Here is a 17,963-nt window from a genome sequence, read left to right as displayed (position 1 = left end):
ATGCCGGATCATCGCCTGCAACCGTTATCGGAATACGAATACCTACAGCGTAAGTGCTTGAATATAATTGATATTATTTACCTACACCTCCACCTTCCCGCTCAAAATATCGCTGAACTGAATTACCAAGCGCCCTCCTGACAAGTGCAGACCTGTTGCTGCCGGCAACGCATTTTCATCAGTTTTTGCATGCAATTTCAAACTTTCATTTCGTTACTGCTTAAATAATAGGCAGACCCAACTTGTTATTTTGCGTAGCAGCATGTAGAGTAAGGGGTTGATTTTCCGCATTTCCCACCCTGCTTCAGGCGGCCTGCATAAATCGCAGCCTCGCGCCTTACACGTCATGCACTGCATGCTGCACCGCGCCTGGTTGCCGGCTTATCCGGTTTCCGGCATTACTTTTTTGATATCTATGGCTTTAATCGTCCACAAATACGGCGGTACTTCGATGGGTTCGACAGAACGTATCAAGAATGTCGCCAAACGCGTTGCCAAATGGCATGACGCCGGTCACCAGATAGTCGTGGTGCCGTCAGCAATGTCCGGCGAAACCAATCGCATCATCGGTCTGGCCAAGGAAATCATGGCCCAGCCCGACCCGCGTGAACTGGACATGATCGCCTCCACCGGCGAACAGGTGTCGGTAGGCTTGCTGTCCATGGCACTGCAAGCCATCGGCAAGCAGGCTGTGTCCTATGCCGGCTGGCAAGTCGCGATCAAGACCGACTCTGCCTTCACCAAGGCCCGCATTGCGTCGATTGACGACGCTAAAGTGCGCGCCGACCTGGATGCAGGCAAGATCGTCATCATCACCGGCTTCCAGGGTGTGGATGAGAACGGCAATATCACCACGCTCGGCCGCGGCGGCTCTGATACGTCTGCAGTAGCGGTTGCCGCTGCGCTGAAGGCGCAAGAATGCCTGATCTACACCGACGTTGACGGCGTCTATACGACCGATCCGCGCGTGGTGTCCGATGCCCGCCGCCTGAAGACAGTGACATTTGAAGAAATGCTGGAAATGGCGTCGCTGGGTTCCAAAGTGCTGCAGATACGCTCGGTGGAGTTCGCCGGCAACTATCGCATGCCTACCCGCGTGCTGTCGTCACTGACCGACCCTATGATACCGCTGGAAGAAGAAGCCAACTCCGGCACCCTGATTTCGTTCGAGGAAGATACAAACATGGAACAAGCTACCATCACCGGCATCGCGTTTAACCGTGATGAAGCAAAGATCACCGTTTTCGGCGTGCCGGACAAGCCAGGCATTGCCTACCAGATCCTCGGCCCCATCGCCGATGCCAACATCGAAGTGGACATGATCATCCAGAACCAGTCGGTGGACGGCAAGACCGACTTTACCTTCACCGTGCCGCGCGGCGAGTACACCAAGGCCATGCAGGTACTGGAAGCCAGCGTCAAGGAACATATCAGCACCGGCAACATCATCGGCGATCCAAAAGTCTCCAAGGTGTCGGTAGTCGGCGTGGGCATGCGCAGCCATGTCGGCATCGCTTCGCAAATGTTCCGCACGCTGGCAGACGAAAGCGTCAATATCCAGATGATCTCCACATCGGAAATCAAGATTTCGGTATTGATTGACGAAAAATACATGGAATTGGCCGTGCGCTCGCTGCACAAGGCCTTCGGCCTGGAATCGGCGTAAGACAGACGCAATAACAGACCTGGCAATGCACCCGGCCGCACCGCATCAGGCCAGGAAGCAAAAAGCATAACTTTGGCGGCAGTTACTGTTGACCAAAGCCGCGCAAGCGGCTATTATCTCGGTTCTCGATTGCGACGAAGGTAACGACGCCGCAAAAGAACAGTGTGGAGATTTGGCCGAGTGGTCGAAGGCACTTCCCTGCTAAGGAAGCATATGGGCTTAAACCTGTATCGAGGGTTCGAATCCCTCAGTCTCCGCCAGTAACATTGAAAAGCCGCTTAACGTCAGTTAAGCGGCTTTTCTCATTTCAGAAGGAGACTAGTAAGCCATCAGTATGGCTTACGGGGGGATTCGAAGGGAATCGCTTGCGAGCGATTCCGCGGCCTGCGGAACGTAGGCGAATCCCTCAGTCTCCGCCAGTAATACTTAAAAAGCCGCCTGATTGAAAAAATCAGGCGGCTTTTTTCATTGGGAGAACAGGCGGAAACTAGTAAGCCACCAGTATGGCTTACGGGGGGATTCGAAGGGAATCGCTTACAAGCGACTCCGCGGCCTGCGGTAGGCAGGAAAATCCTAATCTCAGCCAGAATCCGGATATCGGCGCCCCATTTCGGCTCCATATCGCACAACAGCGACGCAATTGCTGGTGAATTGCACGATCGGCGCTAAAATGGAAGTGGACATCCACCGCAGTGCTACCTCAAGCCCCCATGCTCGCCAAACTGAGCTTATTGACTGTTTCCATGATACTAGGCATGCCAGGCTTGGCCGTCTGCTCGCGGCCTATTGTCGTGCCCGCTTCGCCGCTGGGGAAAATGATTGTCGTCGATAATGCCACCGGCCAAGTGTCTGGCATTTACCCGGAAATGCTGCGGGAAGGCGGAGCCAGGATAGGTTGCGAGTTTGTTTTCCCGATTATGTCGCGCGCCCGCGCGGAGATGATGATGCCCGCCGGAAAAGCCGATCTGCTGGTGGGGTCGGTCAAGTCGGACGAGCGCGGCGCCTGGGGTAATTTTATAGCGATGACGGGGACGGAATGGATGCTGATCAGCAACCGGAGCGATGCGCCTCCCGCCACGGTGCAGGAGTTGCTGGACAAACCCGGAATCAAGCTAAACGTGGTGCGCGGATTCAATTACGGCCCCGACTACCTGGCAATGCTGGAAAAACTGGAGCGCAGGGGTAAGCTGGAATACGTGAAGGATGCGCAGACCATCGTGCGCAAGATGCAGATCGGTCATGCCGATTATGCGTATATGCCGTCCATTACTTTCGCCGGAGAAGTGGCCGCCCTGGGGCTGAAAGACAGCCTGAGCAAGACAGTTCACTATACGAGGCTGGGCGGCATCCCCACATCCAGTTCAGGCGTTTATATGTCCAGGGCCTTACAAAAAAGCGATGCCGACCAGATACAGGCATTGCTGGTGCAGATCAGGGCCAGCGGCGAACTGCTGACGCGCCTGCAGGCAATTTTTACGCCCGAAGAAATGTCCAGCAGCTATCGCTTACCCGAGGATAGGCCTGGCCGTTGAAGTTTCTGCAAGAGACATATTTTCCTTCACCGCCGCGCCGGGCCGCGTGCAAAGGAAAGTAAAACAAACATTTACTCATCGCACATTAAACTGCGCCGCGCGCAAAGGCTGGGGATCGAGCCAGTCGTCGATACTGAAATCCTGGCTCAGGAAATCCCATTCCAGCAGGAATTCCTTGAACATTGTCAGGCCGCGAATGGATTTTTCAGAAAAGCCGACGCCCAGGCTTTCGTGCAGCTTGTCACCGTAAGCAAAGCGTACCCATGTTTCGGCCCAATTGGTCTCGCGGGCAATCTGCGTCAGCGCCTGCTCGGGGTTGCGCCGGGCCCAGGCATCGGCTTCATCCAGCCCCACCAGGAAACGCCTGACCAGATCCGGATGCTGCTGCAGCGTCAGTGCATTGACGGTCAGGGGGCGGGGCGTACAGTTGTTCACGTGTACCCAGGGGTCGGGGTGAAACCCAAGGTCGATCACGACGCGCGCATCAAGCAGGTGGGCAAGCTCGGCGCCGCGCACGTCCTTGACATAGATCGCATCCACCTCGCCTTTTACCAGGGCATGCGCCAGCGCGGTATAACGATGCGGACTGCCGCGCCTCACTTCCGTGTCGGGTTCCGGCACGGCATCCAGGCTGCGCTGCGCGACGTCTATCCATTGTCCATCGGCATGACCCAGTCCTGCCGTTTCCAGCGCCACCAGCAGGCCGCGCAATGCGGTGGCACGGCCTACGTCGATGCCGTAGTTGCCCGGCGCCTGCCGCGGTAACGCCAGCTTGCGGCCCTTCAGGTCGCGAGCGGATCGGATCCCTGATTCCGGCAGCGCCAGGATGGCCTGGTATTCGTCTATCCAGGAAATGCCGATCACCCGCGTATCCCGCCCTTTTGCCCGGGCCCAGATGGGCTGTGCGGCGCCGCCCAGCCGGAAGGAATCAGGCAGGCTGTGCTCAAAATGGGAAGCCAGTTCAGCCGGATCATCCGATGCCTGCAGCGATTTAATCGCGATGCCGTCGGCGGCAAACTCCCTCGCATGCAGGCCCAGCTGGGCGCTGATGCCCAGCGGCGTCGGCACCGAGCCGCGGGTGTACCAGATGGTGGCCGGCTGCTCGCGCGCATGTTCACTCATGACGGATTCTCCGTGTCTTTTTATAAGAATTCATTTCTTTACAGGCGCAGTCTGTGCGGTCCAATAAGCGCCCAGACCGAGATTTTTCAGTGCGGCGGCCACAAAACGCGGCTCCAGCAGTTCTTCGGCGGCAATGTCCTTGCGGATCAGTTTCTGCTGCCTGGCAAATGAAGACACATCGCGGTAATGCCGGACCACCACGTCGTCAAACAAGGGCGACCAGCGGTCTTTCCATGCGAGGGAAGGATCATCGTAAACACGCCTGACGACACTGTCGGCAACCCCGGGGCGGGTACCGTCTTTTATTACCAGCTCCCGGTTCGCATCCTGCGCCGCCCAGTACTGGGCTTTGATCCAGGCGGTGGCGACCAGTTCGGTCAGTGCGCCATTGGCCTGCGTAAAATCGCGCCTGCCCCACAGTTCGGCGCGCATTTTTCGTTCCGGCAGCCCCTTGCTGGTCCAGATGATACGTCCCACGCCCTTGTCTTCCAGCTGGTAGCCGTTCAATACAAACAGCGCATCAACCGCGCCGGTTGCCAGTGCCGCCGCGCCAGGCTTGATGTCCATATTAACCAGCTTGAAATCTTTCGGCGACAGCTTGTTGTCTTCAATCAGGTGCAGCAGGCCCAGCTCCCAGGGGCGTCCATGGTGGATGCTGATGCGCTTGCCTTTCAGGTCGCGGATAGAAGTGGCGGTCGAGCCGGGCGCCACCAGCAGGAACAAGTCGGTGCCGCGCCCGGCCGGCACCACCACCTGGGTGCGCACGCCGCCTGCATTCAATATCACGGAAGGCAAGTCGCCATAGCTGGCAAAGTCGATACGGCCACTGGCAAAAGCTTCATTGATGGTGGCCCCGGTATCGCCGGTGACCGGAAACCATTCCAGCTTGACGCCGCGTTTCTGCAGCTCCTGTTCCAGCCAGCCTTCTTGCTGCACGCGGTAAGGTATGCCGCTCAAGGCCAGCTTGCCATTCTCGGTAAAAGCTGTGGTGGCAATGCGTATAGCCGGCGGCCCGGCAAAGGCCGCCGTACCATGCCATAGAGACAAAGCGAGGCCTAGTAACGACGCTGCCCGCAGGCAGCCGGTGTAACTCACGCAACATCGCCAGACAACGCATACAAGCCGAACACGCCGAACAAGCAGGGCCGGCGCCTTCATCAGGCGGCGCGCTTCAGCAAGGATTGCGCCGTTTCAAATGGACGCGGATCGACCCATGCACGGACATCCACCGGCGCAGGCAGGAACTTCCAGCGAAACAGGAAGTCGCTGAAACCCTGCAAGCCATCCAGGGAAGTGCCGGACAGATCGGTATGCACGCGCAGATGCGCATCTTCGCCATAGGCAGCCGTAACCCAGTATTCGCTGCTATTGGTCTCACGCGCCAGGAAACGGCGGGTTTCGTCGGGATTGTTGTGAGCCCAGGTTTCCGCCCTGAGCACCTGCTCGACGATACCGACCGCGGCATCGAAATGCTGATCGATAAGGTTCACGTCCACAGTCAGCGTGCGAGGCGTACCGTTGTTGGCGCGGATCAGCGGCTCGGGATGGATTCCCGTGTCAATGACGGTATGCAGGCCAAACTGATGCGCCGTATGCGCGGCGCTGGCGCCCTTGAGGAAAATCGCATCGACTTCGCCGCGCAGCAAGCCCACCAGTTCCGCACTCTGGCCGCTGCGGCTGCCGCTAAAAACGTTGGTGCCGGCTATGCGCTCAGCGACAGTGTCGCTCTGGCCGGCATCGATCACATAGTCCACCAGCTCCACGTCGGCGACCTCCAGACCTTCCAGTTTCAGCGCGTTTTCCAGACCACGGATCGCCTGGGCGCGCGCAAAATCGATCTGCGCATGAACCCATTTCGGCAAGCCGAAACGGCGCCCCTTCAGATCCCGCACGGTACGGATGCCGCTACTGGGCAGGGTCAGGATACGCTGCGTTTCATCCGCCCACGATAAGCCGAGCACGCGCGTTTCTCGCCCTGCCGCGCGGGCCCATAAAGCCGGAATATTGCCGCCGTGGCGTACCGAATTTTGTAGCGTGTGATCGAAATGGGATTCGCGCACCGCCTTGTCGTTGGATTCGCGCAAGGATTTGATGTTAGTCGCCTTGGAACGGAAAGCATCTTCCAGCCAGCCTTTTTGCAGGGCCAGGCCGAGACCGGTAGGAACCGGGCAGCGTGTGTACCACAGCGTGTCGAGTGAATTGCTCATGATGTTCTCCTTGGGTGGAAATAAATGGGGGATGATTCCCCGCCGGGGCCGTACCGGTTACCGGCACTCCCTTTGTTGCAAGCCGGATGCCAGCACGGGTGTGGCACATAAGTCTTTGATTACGCGTAAATATTTCTGAAATGGCCTTATTCCTGCTGTCACGGCAGCAGCGCCGCTGCTGGCCACGCAGCAGTGGATTGCCATTTGCTACAGCGCCAGCCGTTGCGCCCATTCATTGCCGCTCCAGCGCGCGTCGGGAGCCGGCGCAAACGCAACAGGCGGTTCGTCAACGAGTTCAACAAAATCGGCATGCAAGCCATCGCGGATAGCCACAAAGCCGGACTGGCCCCGCTGGCGGGGATGCGCCAGCGCCACCTCCTGTATCCGCCGTATGCGCCCCGGACGCGCTTCCAACACCACGACACGATCCGCCAGATAGACGGCCTCTTCGATGTCATGCGTCACCAGCACCATCGTAATGCCCTCCTCCTGCCATAGGCGGCGCAACTCCTGCTGCAGCCGCAGGCGTGTCAATGCATCCAGTGCGCCAAGCGGCTCATCCAGCAGCAGCACATCGGGGCGCCCTACCAGCGCACGCGCGATCGCCGCGCGCTGCGACATGCCGCCCGATAACTGGTGTGGATAGGCGTCCGCAAAACCGTCCAGGCCGACACGCGCAATCTCTTCCGCCACGCGTTGGCGCCGCTCCGCAGCCGGCACATCTGTATTGGTAAAGCTGAGGCCAATATTCTGTTCTACCGTCAACCAGGGAAACAGCCGGTGGTCCTGGAATACGAGGCCGCGCTGCAGGCTGGCGCCGCGGACGGCTTCGCCGTCATGCAGCAACTGCCCGTGGTATTCATTGTCCAGCCCGGCCAGCAAACGCAGCAGCGTGGATTTTCCGCAACCGGAGCCGCCGACGATGGCGACAAACTCACCCGGCGCTATCTCCAGCGAAATATCATCCAGCACCAGCAACGGTCCGCTTTTCAATGCAAAGGACTTGCTCACATGGCGTATGGAAAGTCCGCCTGCACGCTGCTTCCGGTCTGACAATTGGGCGGTGTTCAGCGCCAGCGGGGAAATCGGGGCATTCATATTGTTGCTTCTCCTTGTGCGGGTGCCAGTGGGTTTGCCAATGCAGCAGGCGCAGGCGGCGCGGATACCGGTTCAGTTTTGCGCAAGTGGTAAGCCAGCCAGGCGACGAGCCATGGCAACAGCCATACCAGGAACACATGCTGCAGGCCTATCAGGTCGGCTAGCCGGCCCGCAGCCAGCGCGCCGCCGGCGCCGCCTGCCATGCCGAACAGCGTCAGATGGGACGACACTTTTGCCTTGTCAACAGGCGCCCTGGCAATTCGGTCGGTATTGACCAGATTGTTCACTCCCAGCCCAAGGCCCAGCAGTACCGAGGCGAACAGATAAGATACGGTATAGGGCAGCAAGCCGAGCAGCAGCAAGGCAGCCATGATGGCCAGATGCGCAGCGCCGTAGTAGCGGTCACGGTGGGGGCTTTTCAATACGGCGTTGCCCAGCACCAGCAGCACGGCGACAAAGCTGAGGCCCTGCACCGCCATCAGCCATACCGAATGCTGGCGCGGCCAGTGCAGCACGCGGATGGCCAGCAGGATGGAGAACACGCCGACGCTGGACGCGGTGAAACTGGCCAGCACTTCAAACAGATAGGTGGTACGCACCGCAGGCAGGCGCACCAGTTCGCGAAGGGAACTGGCGCTTTGCGCATTTCCTGCCCGCTTGCCATTGCCGGCCACGGCAGGCAAGACCTGCCATCCAAGTACCGCCAGCAAGGCGAACATTGCCGCAGAGATGAGAAAGCCGGCTTTCAGGCCGAGCTGGGCAATCAGGTAATTGCCGGTCAACGGCCCCAGGAACTGCATGCCCAGCGTCAGCGTCCCCTTGTACCAGCCCGCCTTGCCCTGGCCAATCTCGGGCAGCCGCACCAGGAAGACGGTACTCATCGCGACAATGCGCAACGCAATGCACAGGCCCACCAGGAACATCAGCAGTGCCACCCAGTGCCAGCCCGGCAACCACGGAAGAATACAAAATACAGCCGACAGCGTAAGGCTGACCGCGGCGTATAGGTACTTTGGATTGCCACGCGAGAGGATAAAACCGGCTGGCAAGGTGCCCACTGCCATCGCCAGGGTTTCAGCGCTGCTGATGAAGGCCAGCTGCAGGTTATTCACCTCCAGATGGATGCCTAGCAGTGTGCCAAGTACCTTATTCATGCCTATCGTCAGGCCGGACAGCAGGGTCAGGCTGATAAAGCCGATCAGGAAGTTGCGTACCTCTGCCGGTGTGCGTAGCTGGCTCATGGAATGGACGATTTTTGATTAGTTTACGAAGCCGGATACAAACTGCGCCGGCGGTTTTGTGGCGCTACCGCCTATTCCCTTATTGGCTGGTGCGTCCTCGCATCAGCAACTGCGCCAGGCGATTGAATACCAGGTTCATCAGCTGTGCCAGTAATGCGATGACCAGCACTGCCAACAGCACAACGTCCATGCGGCCGGATACTTCGCCATTGATCAGCAGCGAGCCCATGCCGGGTCCGGCGGAAAACAGCAGCTCTCCGCCAAGACAGGCCAGCCATGCAAACGCCTGTGCGTGTGTAACGCCAGTGACGATGGCCGGCAATGCGGCCGGCAGCAGGATGCGGCGGAAGGTTTGCAGCTGCGTCAGCGTCAGCATGCGGCCTACCTCCCGGTAACGCAGTTCGACCTGTCGTATGCCCTCGCTTGTATTCAATACCGTGGGGTAAAACGCCGCAATCGCGATGACCAGCAGCTTGGCGGTATCCCCGCTGCCTACCCACAGTCCGAGCAAAGGAATCAGTCCCAGTAGCGGCACCTGGCGGACGCTGTGAAACAAGGGATCGATCAGACGTTCGGCAATCCGTGACTGTGCGACCAGCGCGCCCGTCGCGATTCCCACACCGCCGCCTGCCAGTAGCCCGATTAACGTGCGCAGCAGGCTGGCGCGCAGGTGCAGCCACAACTCCCCAGAGCCCAACAAGCCCATGAAGCCACTCCAGAGCTCGCGCAACGGCACAAACACATACGCCGCACCGCCTCCCCGGCGCGATGACCACTCCCATGCAGCCAACAGCAGCACAGGCAACACCAGTCCCTTGGCAAAATCGACAACGCGGTCGGATTTCATTGCGTCACTTTCCTTTCCAGCGCATCAGGTGTGCTTCCAGCCACAGGAACCCGCGGTCGAGCGAAAAACCGATGACCCCGGTCAGCACCACGCCTATCATTACTACATCAAGGCGGAACATCTGGCGCCCCATTTCCATCATCTGACCCAGACCGCTATCTGCCGCCAGCAGCTCTGCGCCGACCAGCACCATCCACGAACGGCTCAGCGCGATGCGGATGCCGGTCAGCGTGGCTGGAACGATCGCAGGCAGCACCACTTTGCGTATTACCTGCCAGCGCGAGAAACGGAATACTGCAGCGACCTCGAAATACCTTGGCGACAGTCCTGCAATGGCGTCATGCACCGCCAGTGCGACAATAAAAAAACTCGCCTTGACCACAATGAAGACCTTGAAGCTTTCGCCTATGCCGAACAGGAGTATGAACAGGGGAATCAGCGCGACAGACGGCAACTGGCGCAGCACGTTGAACGTGGGCGCAACATAGACCCGCAGGCGCGGCGACAAGCCCAGCAGCACGCCGAATCCTACGCCTGCGATACTGCCAAGGGCGAATCCGCCCAGCAAACGGTATAAGCTGATTTCCAGGTGCTGCGGCAACTCGCCGCTGATGCTCATTTCCCATGCCGTGCGTAATACCTGTAGTGGAGAGGCAAGAATCTGCTCCGGCGCCCAGTCAAGCCCGGTGGCCAGCGACCACAGCACAAGCAGCAATACGGGAGATGTCCAGGCCGACCAGCGGGAAGCAAGCCAGCCCTGAAGCAGGCTCTGCTGCGGCAACGCAAGCGAAGGAGGAACGGCCTGCTCAACAGCTGTAGCCGCAGCCGCCGTGGCAGCCGTAACGGCCGGTGATGGCATGGCAACAGGCGCGACGATACCGGCTGCAGGCTGTATCCCCAATGGACTTCCCGGCACGCGGGATATGCTTACTGAATTCATGTCGGCCTAGCCTATGGCGACCAGAAGTGCTGCAGCTTCAATTGCGCCAGCGCCTGATTCACGAACTGAGGGTCATACAGCGTTGCCGTGTCCAGCGGCTTGCCTATGAGACCGGATTTTTTTGCATAGTCGGCCTCGGCAGCGTAGTGCGCTTTTAATTCCGGGGTGAACAGCGGCGACCAGCGCGCTTTCCACTGCGTATTGTCATCGGCCAGTTCGCGCCGCACTACGCTTTCCGGCTGGCCCGCCAGCACTTCGTAACGGATAAATTCTTCCCTCCCCGCTTCCGCACTTGCACCTTGGTGCACCTTGACATAGGCAGTAGCGACCAGTTGCGCCAGTTGCGGATACTTCTTCAGGAAGCTGCTGTCGCCCCACAGCTCGGCGCGCATCTTCCAGTCTTGCGGCGCAGTCTTGCTGGCCCAGATGATCTTGCCGATTTTTTTATCTTCCAGCAGGAAGGCGTCGCTCAGCGTGAAGAAGGCATCGGCGCTGCCGCTGGCCAGCGCTGCCGCTCCGGCCTGCGGATTCAGGTTAAGCAGCTTGACATCATTGTTGGTCAACCCGTTTGCGGCAAGCAGCCGCGAGAAGGGGAACTCCCAAGGACGTCCCCTATGCAGCGCGATCTTTTTCCCTTTCAGGTCATTGATCGAGCGAGCAGGAGAATTGTAAGGCACCACCAGATAGGTGTTGTTCAGGCTGCCGCCCGGCACGACCAGCTGCGTATGTAGGCCGGAGGCGTTGGCAATAATCGACGGCAAGTCGCCATACTGCGCAAAGTCGATGGACTTGCTGGCGAATGCCTCATTCACCTGCACGGCAACCGAATTGGTCGTTACCGGCACCCACTGCAGCTTGACGCCGAGCTTGCCGAGTTCAGTTTCCAGCCAGCGCTGTTCCGCCACCAGCGCGGACGACCCTGCAAACAGCGTCTTGCCGGACTCCGCATTGCGCGCAACCGCGGCTATACGCACCGCGTCCGGCAAACCTGCCGCCGCGGCTGCGCGGGCCGCCTGCGGCAAAGACAGCAACGCTGCCAGTGCCACCGTTGCCAGCACGCTGGCCACATGCCGGTGTTGTCGAAAAAAAACAGTTGATTCTGACATCGATAAATTCCAGTTATTGCTGCAATTATTTTTGCAGTTGTTCCTACGCATTCCCGCTCAAGCCAGCTTGTTGATACAAGCCGGCAGGCATGGATCGATTTACAGGTCGGTGGCGGGCAACAGCGACAGCGCCTTGGCCTGCTCGATCAGATTGCTCATTTTCCATTGCTGCAGCAGCACGCCGGGACCGAAGTCGCGGGAACCTCCTATGGCTTCCGCAGCGATCTGTATCTTCGCGCCTTCTTCCAGTATCAGGATGAATTCGGCCAGCTTCAGCAAGCCTTGCTTACCCCATACGGTGGAACCGCCGTTTGCTTCCAGGATGGCTGTCGCAAAACTGTTTTTCTCTATCTGGTCCAGGATGAAATCGACTTCCGGCTGGCGGCGGTCGATATAGATGGGAATCTCCCGGACCAGCTGGAAACGCTGTACCGGCACATAGCGGATAGGCAGTGTGCGGTGGGTCTGTGCCCAGGCGCCCAACGCAGGCGAATGCACGTGCGAGATGGATGTCACTTCAGGATGCGTACGGAACAGTTTCAGATAGCGGCTACCGCCGCCCGCATTGCCCACATGCACTGTGCCGTCCAGCCCCAGCACGGCAGCGGCAAGGGGTTCGCCGCTACGGAACGGTCCCGGATCATTGACGACGACGACGAGTTCTTCACCGGGAACGCGCTCGACAAAGCCGACGGTGCCATTCGCTGTCAGGCTGCCGGTGCTGCGCAGCGCATTAAAGGCGAGCTGTGCCAGCTCCCGCGTCTTTTCGACAAAGGCCAGCACGCTGTCGCTGAGATGGACTTCGGAACTTGCAGGTTTTACCGGATTTGCTGTTTCAGTCATTTTATTTCTCCAATGAGGGGTGAGAGGCTCAGCTTGTATATTGCAAAGCGTGTGCCACCCTTTCAGGCCTGTTCGCAGCAAGGAAAAAGAGCCCGGATATGCATCAGCCAGCAGCAACTGTTGATTAACCAGCAGGCGGGTAGGCGCAGGCTGTTGCGCGGCCAGCACTGACGGCATCTGCAACAGCCGTCAGGCCCGGCATGTTTTCTGCTGAACGACGCTGTGCGCCTGTAAGGCGCGCCGACCCACCCTGACGAGAGACCCCACAATGAGCAAGCCAAATAACAGTATCGACACAATCTGGTTCACCCGCTGCCCGGTGCCTACCGCCACCGGCCTGGCCTACAAGCTGGGCTGGCTGGATGAAGAATTTTCCCGCGACGGCATTGCCGTAAAGACCCTGCAGGAAACCGGCGGCGATCTGGCCCGCCACCACTACGACCACGAACTCAGTTCGCTTATCCGCGAAGGCGGCAACCTGCTGGCATTACCCGCCAAAGCCCAGGGCGCGCCTACGCGGCTCATCGGTCTGACATGGATAGACGAATGGCAATCCATCCTGGTCCGTCCAGGATCGGGAATTTCCCGCCCTGAAGACTTGAAAGGCAAGCGCCTGGCCCTGCCGCGTTTCCGCGAAGAGGATATCCTGCACAACCGGCGTGGACGCAGCATTGCACGCGGCATGAGTCTGGCAGGCTACAAGGGCGCGCTCGCCTCGGCCGGCCTGTCGCTGGACGACGTAAGGCTGGTTGAGCTGGCAGAAGAAGAAAAACCGGAACTCAGGAACAACCTGGGCAACGGCCTGTGGAAAGGTATAGAAGCACTGACTCGAGGCGAAGTGGATGCCGTCTACGTCAAGGGTGCGTCCGCTGCCGAGGCGGCGCGCAAGGCCGGTGTGATCGTGGGCATAGACCTGGACCGTTTGCCGGAAAAACGCTTTCGCGTCAATAACGGCACACCGCGCCCGATCACCGTCCACCAGGATTTCCTGGAAAATCATTTTGACCTGCTGGCGCGCTTTCTGGCGCAGACGCTACGCGCAGCCGAATGGGCGAAGGGAAATTTGCCCGGCGTGCAACAGATATTGCAGGACGAGACCCGCGGATCGGCAGACAGCGTACAGGAGGCTTACCGCGACGGTTTCCACCTGTCCCTGGCGCCGGACCTGTCGGAAGAACGGCTGTCGCTTTTCCGCCAGCAAAAAGATTTCCAGCTGGTACACGGCCTGTTGGATCGGGACGTTGACATTGACGCCTGGATAGACACCCGCCCGCTGGAAGAAGCGTACAGGCATTTGCATGACAGCTACAAAACTGCTGCTTAAAATAAACTTCGAAAAAATCAGAAAAATACTGAAAAGAAAATGCCGCTTTACGCGGCATTTTTCTTACTCGTAAAACGGCCAGGTCTAGAGCCAGGTTTAGAAATAGCCGATGTAGGAGAGCCCCACTGTGCGCCGTTGTGCCCAGTACACCGTGTCGCCGTTTGTGGTTCCCGGCACAAAACTGGTCAGCGTATGGTTTTTATACACCTTGTCGGTCAGGTTGTTGCTGTACAGGCTGAACGAATGGATGCCGCCCGGCAGTGTATAGGTCAGGCGCGCGTTCAGCAGCGAATATCCACCCTGGTTAAGCAGGTCGCGCGCGGCAGTTTGCGGATCCACGTAATAGAATTGCTTGGACGTGTAATGCAGGTCACCTCCGAGTACGACCTTGCCACCATCGGCGAAACGGATACGGTAATCCGCAGCCAGCAAGGCCGTCACGTGCGGAGAACGGACAAATTCATTGCCGCTGCGGCTGCCGCCGTTATTCTGGATATCGAACTGATCGAACTCGGTACGCAACAGGCCCAGATTGGCATTGATGTGCAGTGCATCAAAGGGCAGCGCTTCCAGTTCCAGCTCCGCGCCGTTAACATGTGCCTTGGCGACGTTCTGCAGGTAACTGACTGTCTGCGTGGGATCGCCGTTATAAACGCCGGTAATATTGACCTGCACATTTTTGTAGTCGTAGTGGAATACGTTGGCATTGAAGTTAAGACGGCGGTCAAACCACTCCGATTTCAAACCGACCTCCACCGAATCCAATTTTTCAGGAGCAACCGTATTCAACGCCCGCACGTCGGTGGCGCCGGTGTTATAGCCGCCGGACTTGATACCGTGCGCATACTTGAAATAGGCGCGCGCGCTATCGGTGATCTTGTATTCGGGCGTGAAGTCATAGGTCACCGCGCGCCAGGTAGTGGAAGGAACCGACGTGAAATTATTATTGGCGACGGAGGCAGCAGCGTAGTTTCCACCGCTGACGGTATTCCACCAGTTGGCGGCGCTGCCGAAATTGACGGTGCCGGATGCTGCCTGCACCCGTTTCAAATTCAGGTCCTTGGTTTCGGTAGTCCAGCGCAGGCCGAACGTGGCAAGCCACTGGTCGGTGAAGTTGACGGTGGAGCTGCCGAACAACGCAAAACTGCGGGTTTTGTGCGTAAACGTCGTGTCGTTGTAGCCGACCGGCTGCGTGCTGCCCGCCAATGCCCCGGCTATATTGTTGGGCAGCCGCGCGCTCGCCGCGTCTGAGCCTATACCTTCGTTAAAGTAGTGCAAGCCGCCTACCCAGCTGATTTTTTCATCCTTGGGCGAGGCGATGCGTACCTCCTGCGAGAACTGGTGGCTGTCGGCTTTGGTATGGCCGCGGCTGATTTCCAGCGGCGTGTTATCGCTATCGGTCAGGCTTTCATTTTTAAAATTTTCATAACCGGTGATCGAGGTCAGCGTATAAGGCCCCACGTTGTATTGCAGGCTGAGGTTTGCACCGGCCTGCGTGATGGAGTTATATCCCGGTGCATTGGTGCTGACGTCCTGGCTATCCTTGCTGGGTGCATAGCCGTTGCGGTATATGCCGTCGGCGCCATAGCTGTCCACCGTGGTCGTGGCGCCGTTGATCTTGTAGTCGCGGTAATGGACGTTCAGGTTCGCTGTCAGGTCGCTGCTGATTTTTGCCTGCAACTGGCCGCGCAGTGCATTGTCCCTCAACGCGCCATCCTTGTTTCCGGTGTAAAGGTTATTGTAGTTGCCCCTGCCCTGGTCTTCCGAATGGAAGGATATGCGGCCTGTCAGCACATCGTCCTTGATCGGGCCGCCGATGGCGCCCTCCACCAGACGGTTATTGTAGCTGCCGTAGTCAGCCTTTATATAACCGTCCAGATAAGGCGTGGGCTTGCGCGAAATCACGTCTATCGCGCCGCCGGTGGTATTTTTCCCCCATAACGTGCCCTGGGGGCCGCGCAGCACTTCCACCCGGTCCAGATCGAACAGCGGAAAGCCGGTGGCGCTGGAATTGCTGATATACACATCGTCCAGATAAAATCCGACCGGATTTGGAAAATCAATCTGCTGCTGACCCGCGCCGACGCCGCGTATCCACCAGCGGGGCCGGCTGTGCTGCTGGGTGCCGGCAGAAGCATTCGGTACATAATTCAGTATCTCGCTGGCGGACCTTCCCACACCGTTGCTCAGCAGTTGCGCGCCGCCTAGCACCGTGATGGAACTCGGCACTTCCTGCGCCTTGCCCTCCCGCTTCTGCGAAGTCACTGTGACGGTTTGCAATGCGGATTCGTCGCCGGCTGGCGGTATCGCCGACGCAGCCTCAGCAGCCTCCGCAGCCTCGGGTGCGGCATCGGCAATATCTTCAGCGTATGCAACCGCGCCCGTCAAAAAGGCGCTGCTTCCCAGCGCAATGGCAAAGGCGGCGCGCAATTCTCGCGTCAGCTGGTTCAGGTTTCCATGGCGGCTGGATTTTTTTTTCGCGGAGAGCGGATTGGCGAGGCTAGACATAGACATCCTTATGTGGAGAGAATGGGAAAAACGAAGCGATGCAGATATGCTTCGCAAGCTCCATGCCTGTCGTTTTGCCTGGTTTAGCGGAGTTTTCTTGCTGATTCCATAGCAGATCGCGTACAACTGTTGGAATCCAAGCAGGCCGGCAGCAGCAGATGTTTTCATCCGTACAGCGACGCCGTACAAATCCGCTTGCGGAAAAAACCAAGGGCCAGTACTCCTTTCGCTATCGCGGCTGGGATACTGGCCCTTCTATAGGTTTGATGCAGGCGGAATGAATACAGGCTTGATAAAGCAGTGCTGTTATGCCGATGCTGATCGGTGATGCTAATGCAGCAGCGAAGTAAAAATATCAGCCTACCGCACGCAGTAGCTGTGGATTCGCATGGCCGCGCACCAGCGGCAATACTTCCTCGCCTACCCGGTAAGCTTCTTCCAGATGCGGTGTGCTGGCGAGGATAAAAGCGTCTGCTCCCAACTGCACCAGGTCGTCCAGACGTTCCGCGACCTGCTGGTAGCTACCGACTATCCCTTGGGTTTGGCCACCGCGAAACAGATTAAAACCTGACCAGATGTTCGGTTCCACGATCAGGTCTTTATAGCTATTGATCGTCGTGGGCCGGTTTCCGCGCTGGCGCGCCGCACCGACTGAATCGCTGCCATCGAGGCCCAGGAATTGCTGTAGCGTGGCTTTATCGACGTTGTCGAAACCCTTGCGTACTTCTTCCCATGCTTCCTCTTCGGTAGGCCGGGCAATGATGTCCACGCGCACCGCGCACTTTATCTTGCGGCCTAGTAAATCGGTTTTTTCCTTGACCCGTTTGAATTTCTCGCGCAGTGCGTCGAAAGGCTCCAGCCAGGTCAAATAATAATCGGCATGCCGGGATGCCGAAGCCAGCGCAGCATCGGAAGAACCGGAGAAATAGATTTCCGGAAAATCTTCTTCCGACAATGGATGGGCCAATCCCGCATCCTGTACCTGATAGAACTTGCCCTGATAAGAGAAAGGGCCGCCGCGCCATACGCCGCGCACAATATCAAGAAACTCTGTCGTGCGGGTGTACCTGTCATCATGGCTGGCAGAATCTCCCCACCATAGCTGCGCCGGGCCGCCACCGCCGGTGATGACGTTATATAAGGCCCTGCCGCCGGTCGCGCGTTGCAGGCTCGCCGTCATGCGCGCCGCCACCACGGGATTCAGGAAACCCGGCTGGAAAGGGATCATGAAGCGGAAGTTGCTGGTTTCCCGCGCCAGCAGTGCCGAGATCACCCAAGGTTCATCCGTCATGGGGAATGAAGGAATCAACCCGCCCTGGAAGCCGGATATCTCCGCAGCATGCGCAATTTCCGCTATGTAGTCCAGGTAATTGAAGCCATCGTTCCCGCCTCCGCCCAGGCCGCTTTTGCGCAGGTTATCGTTGCCTGGAAACCAGTCGCCGCGGAAAGGAATTCTGCTGCGGTGGGAACTCGGCTCACCGTGTGTGGGGATGCGCCAGAATATATCGATTGTCATAATAATGGTTCCT

14 protein-coding genes and 1 tRNA gene are annotated in these 17,963 nt (G+C 58.5%); 4 read left to right on the top strand and 11 right to left on the bottom strand.

Features of this window, described 5'->3' with window-relative positions; genetic code table 11:
- Positions 1-415 precede the first annotated feature (415 nt).
- The 3 genes from ACO0LO_RS14495 (at position 416) to ACO0LO_RS14485 (ending at position 3,198) form a co-directional block, all read left to right on the top strand.
- Positions 416-1,666, top strand: coding sequence for an aspartate kinase (locus ACO0LO_RS14495; protein ID WP_422964937.1), 1,251 nt, complete (start codon positions 416-418; stop codon positions 1,664-1,666).
- A 166-nt stretch (positions 1,667-1,832) separates the two neighbouring features.
- Positions 1,833-1,926, top strand: a tRNA-Ser gene (locus tag ACO0LO_RS14490).
- 495 nt (positions 1,927-2,421) lie between these two features.
- A complete protein-coding gene (locus ACO0LO_RS14485; RefSeq protein ID WP_422964936.1) occupies positions 2,422-3,198 on the top strand; it encodes a substrate-binding periplasmic protein in 777 nt (258 codons plus the stop codon).
- Positions 3,199-3,273: 75 nt separating this feature from the next.
- On the opposite strand, the gene ACO0LO_RS14480 is transcribed toward ACO0LO_RS14485, so the two are convergent.
- From ACO0LO_RS14480 to ACO0LO_RS14440, 9 genes are all read right to left on the bottom strand, one after another.
- A complete protein-coding gene (locus tag ACO0LO_RS14480; RefSeq protein ID WP_422964935.1) occupies positions 3,274-4,320 on the bottom strand; it encodes an ABC transporter substrate-binding protein in 1,047 nt (348 codons plus the stop codon).
- Between the two features lie 30 nt (positions 4,321-4,350).
- Positions 4,351-5,415 carry an ABC transporter substrate-binding protein gene (locus ACO0LO_RS14475; protein ID WP_422964934.1) on the bottom strand — a complete coding sequence of 355 codons (1,065 nt, stop codon included), beginning with the start codon at positions 5,413-5,415 and terminating at the stop codon, positions 4,351-4,353.
- Between the two features lie 62 nt (positions 5,416-5,477).
- A complete protein-coding gene (locus ACO0LO_RS14470; RefSeq protein ID WP_422964933.1) occupies positions 5,478-6,527 on the bottom strand; it encodes an ABC transporter substrate-binding protein in 1,050 nt (349 codons plus the stop codon).
- 207 nt (positions 6,528-6,734) lie between these two features.
- The gene (locus ACO0LO_RS14465; protein ID WP_422964932.1) at positions 6,735-7,625 is read right to left on the bottom strand and encodes an ABC transporter ATP-binding protein; all 891 of its coding nucleotides are present in this window, start codon (positions 7,623-7,625) and stop codon (positions 6,735-6,737) included.
- Entirely contained in the window at positions 7,622-8,866 is a 1,245-nt protein-coding gene (locus ACO0LO_RS14460) for an MFS transporter (protein ID WP_422964931.1), read from the bottom strand. Before ACO0LO_RS14460 ends, ACO0LO_RS14465 begins: the two co-directional genes overlap by 4 nt.
- Positions 8,867-8,945: 79 nt before the next feature.
- Entirely contained in the window at positions 8,946-9,713 is a 768-nt protein-coding gene (locus tag ACO0LO_RS14455) for an ABC transporter permease (protein WP_422964930.1), read from the bottom strand.
- Positions 9,714-9,717: 4 nt separating this feature from the next.
- Positions 9,718-10,653 (bottom strand): ABC transporter permease, encoded by a 936-nt coding sequence (locus ACO0LO_RS14450; protein ID WP_422964929.1) that lies wholly within the window; start codon positions 10,651-10,653, stop codon positions 9,718-9,720.
- A gap of 11 nt (positions 10,654-10,664) precedes the next feature.
- Positions 10,665-11,759 (bottom strand): ABC transporter substrate-binding protein, encoded by a 1,095-nt coding sequence (locus tag ACO0LO_RS14445; RefSeq protein WP_422964928.1) that lies wholly within the window; start codon positions 11,757-11,759, stop codon positions 10,665-10,667.
- Positions 11,760-11,858: 99 nt separating this feature from the next.
- The gene (locus tag ACO0LO_RS14440) at positions 11,859-12,602 is read right to left on the bottom strand and encodes a class II aldolase/adducin family protein (protein WP_422964927.1); all 744 of its coding nucleotides are present in this window, start codon (positions 12,600-12,602) and stop codon (positions 11,859-11,861) included.
- 268 nt (positions 12,603-12,870) lie between these two features.
- Here ACO0LO_RS14440 and ACO0LO_RS14435 point away from each other — a divergent pair, with 268 nt between their 5' ends.
- Positions 12,871-13,926 (top strand): ABC transporter substrate-binding protein, encoded by a 1,056-nt coding sequence (locus ACO0LO_RS14435; RefSeq protein ID WP_422964926.1) that lies wholly within the window; start codon positions 12,871-12,873, stop codon positions 13,924-13,926.
- 96 nt (positions 13,927-14,022) lie between these two features.
- On the opposite strand, the gene ACO0LO_RS14430 is transcribed toward ACO0LO_RS14435, so the two are convergent.
- A complete protein-coding gene (locus ACO0LO_RS14430) occupies positions 14,023-16,434 on the bottom strand; it encodes a TonB-dependent receptor (protein WP_422964925.1) in 2,412 nt (803 codons plus the stop codon).
- Between the two features lie 355 nt (positions 16,435-16,789).
- Positions 16,790-17,950 (bottom strand): LLM class flavin-dependent oxidoreductase, encoded by a 1,161-nt coding sequence (locus ACO0LO_RS14425; protein ID WP_422964924.1) that lies wholly within the window; start codon positions 17,948-17,950, stop codon positions 16,790-16,792.
- Positions 17,951-17,963: the final 13 nt, after the last annotated feature.

It is taken from the genome of Undibacterium sp. TJN25, assembly GCF_049339885.1.
In the GTDB taxonomy this organism is placed as follows: domain Bacteria; phylum Pseudomonadota; class Gammaproteobacteria; order Burkholderiales; family Burkholderiaceae_D; genus Undibacterium.
The sequence above is the reverse complement of the archived record's forward strand: the minus strand, read 5'-3'. Positions and strand labels throughout refer to the sequence as shown.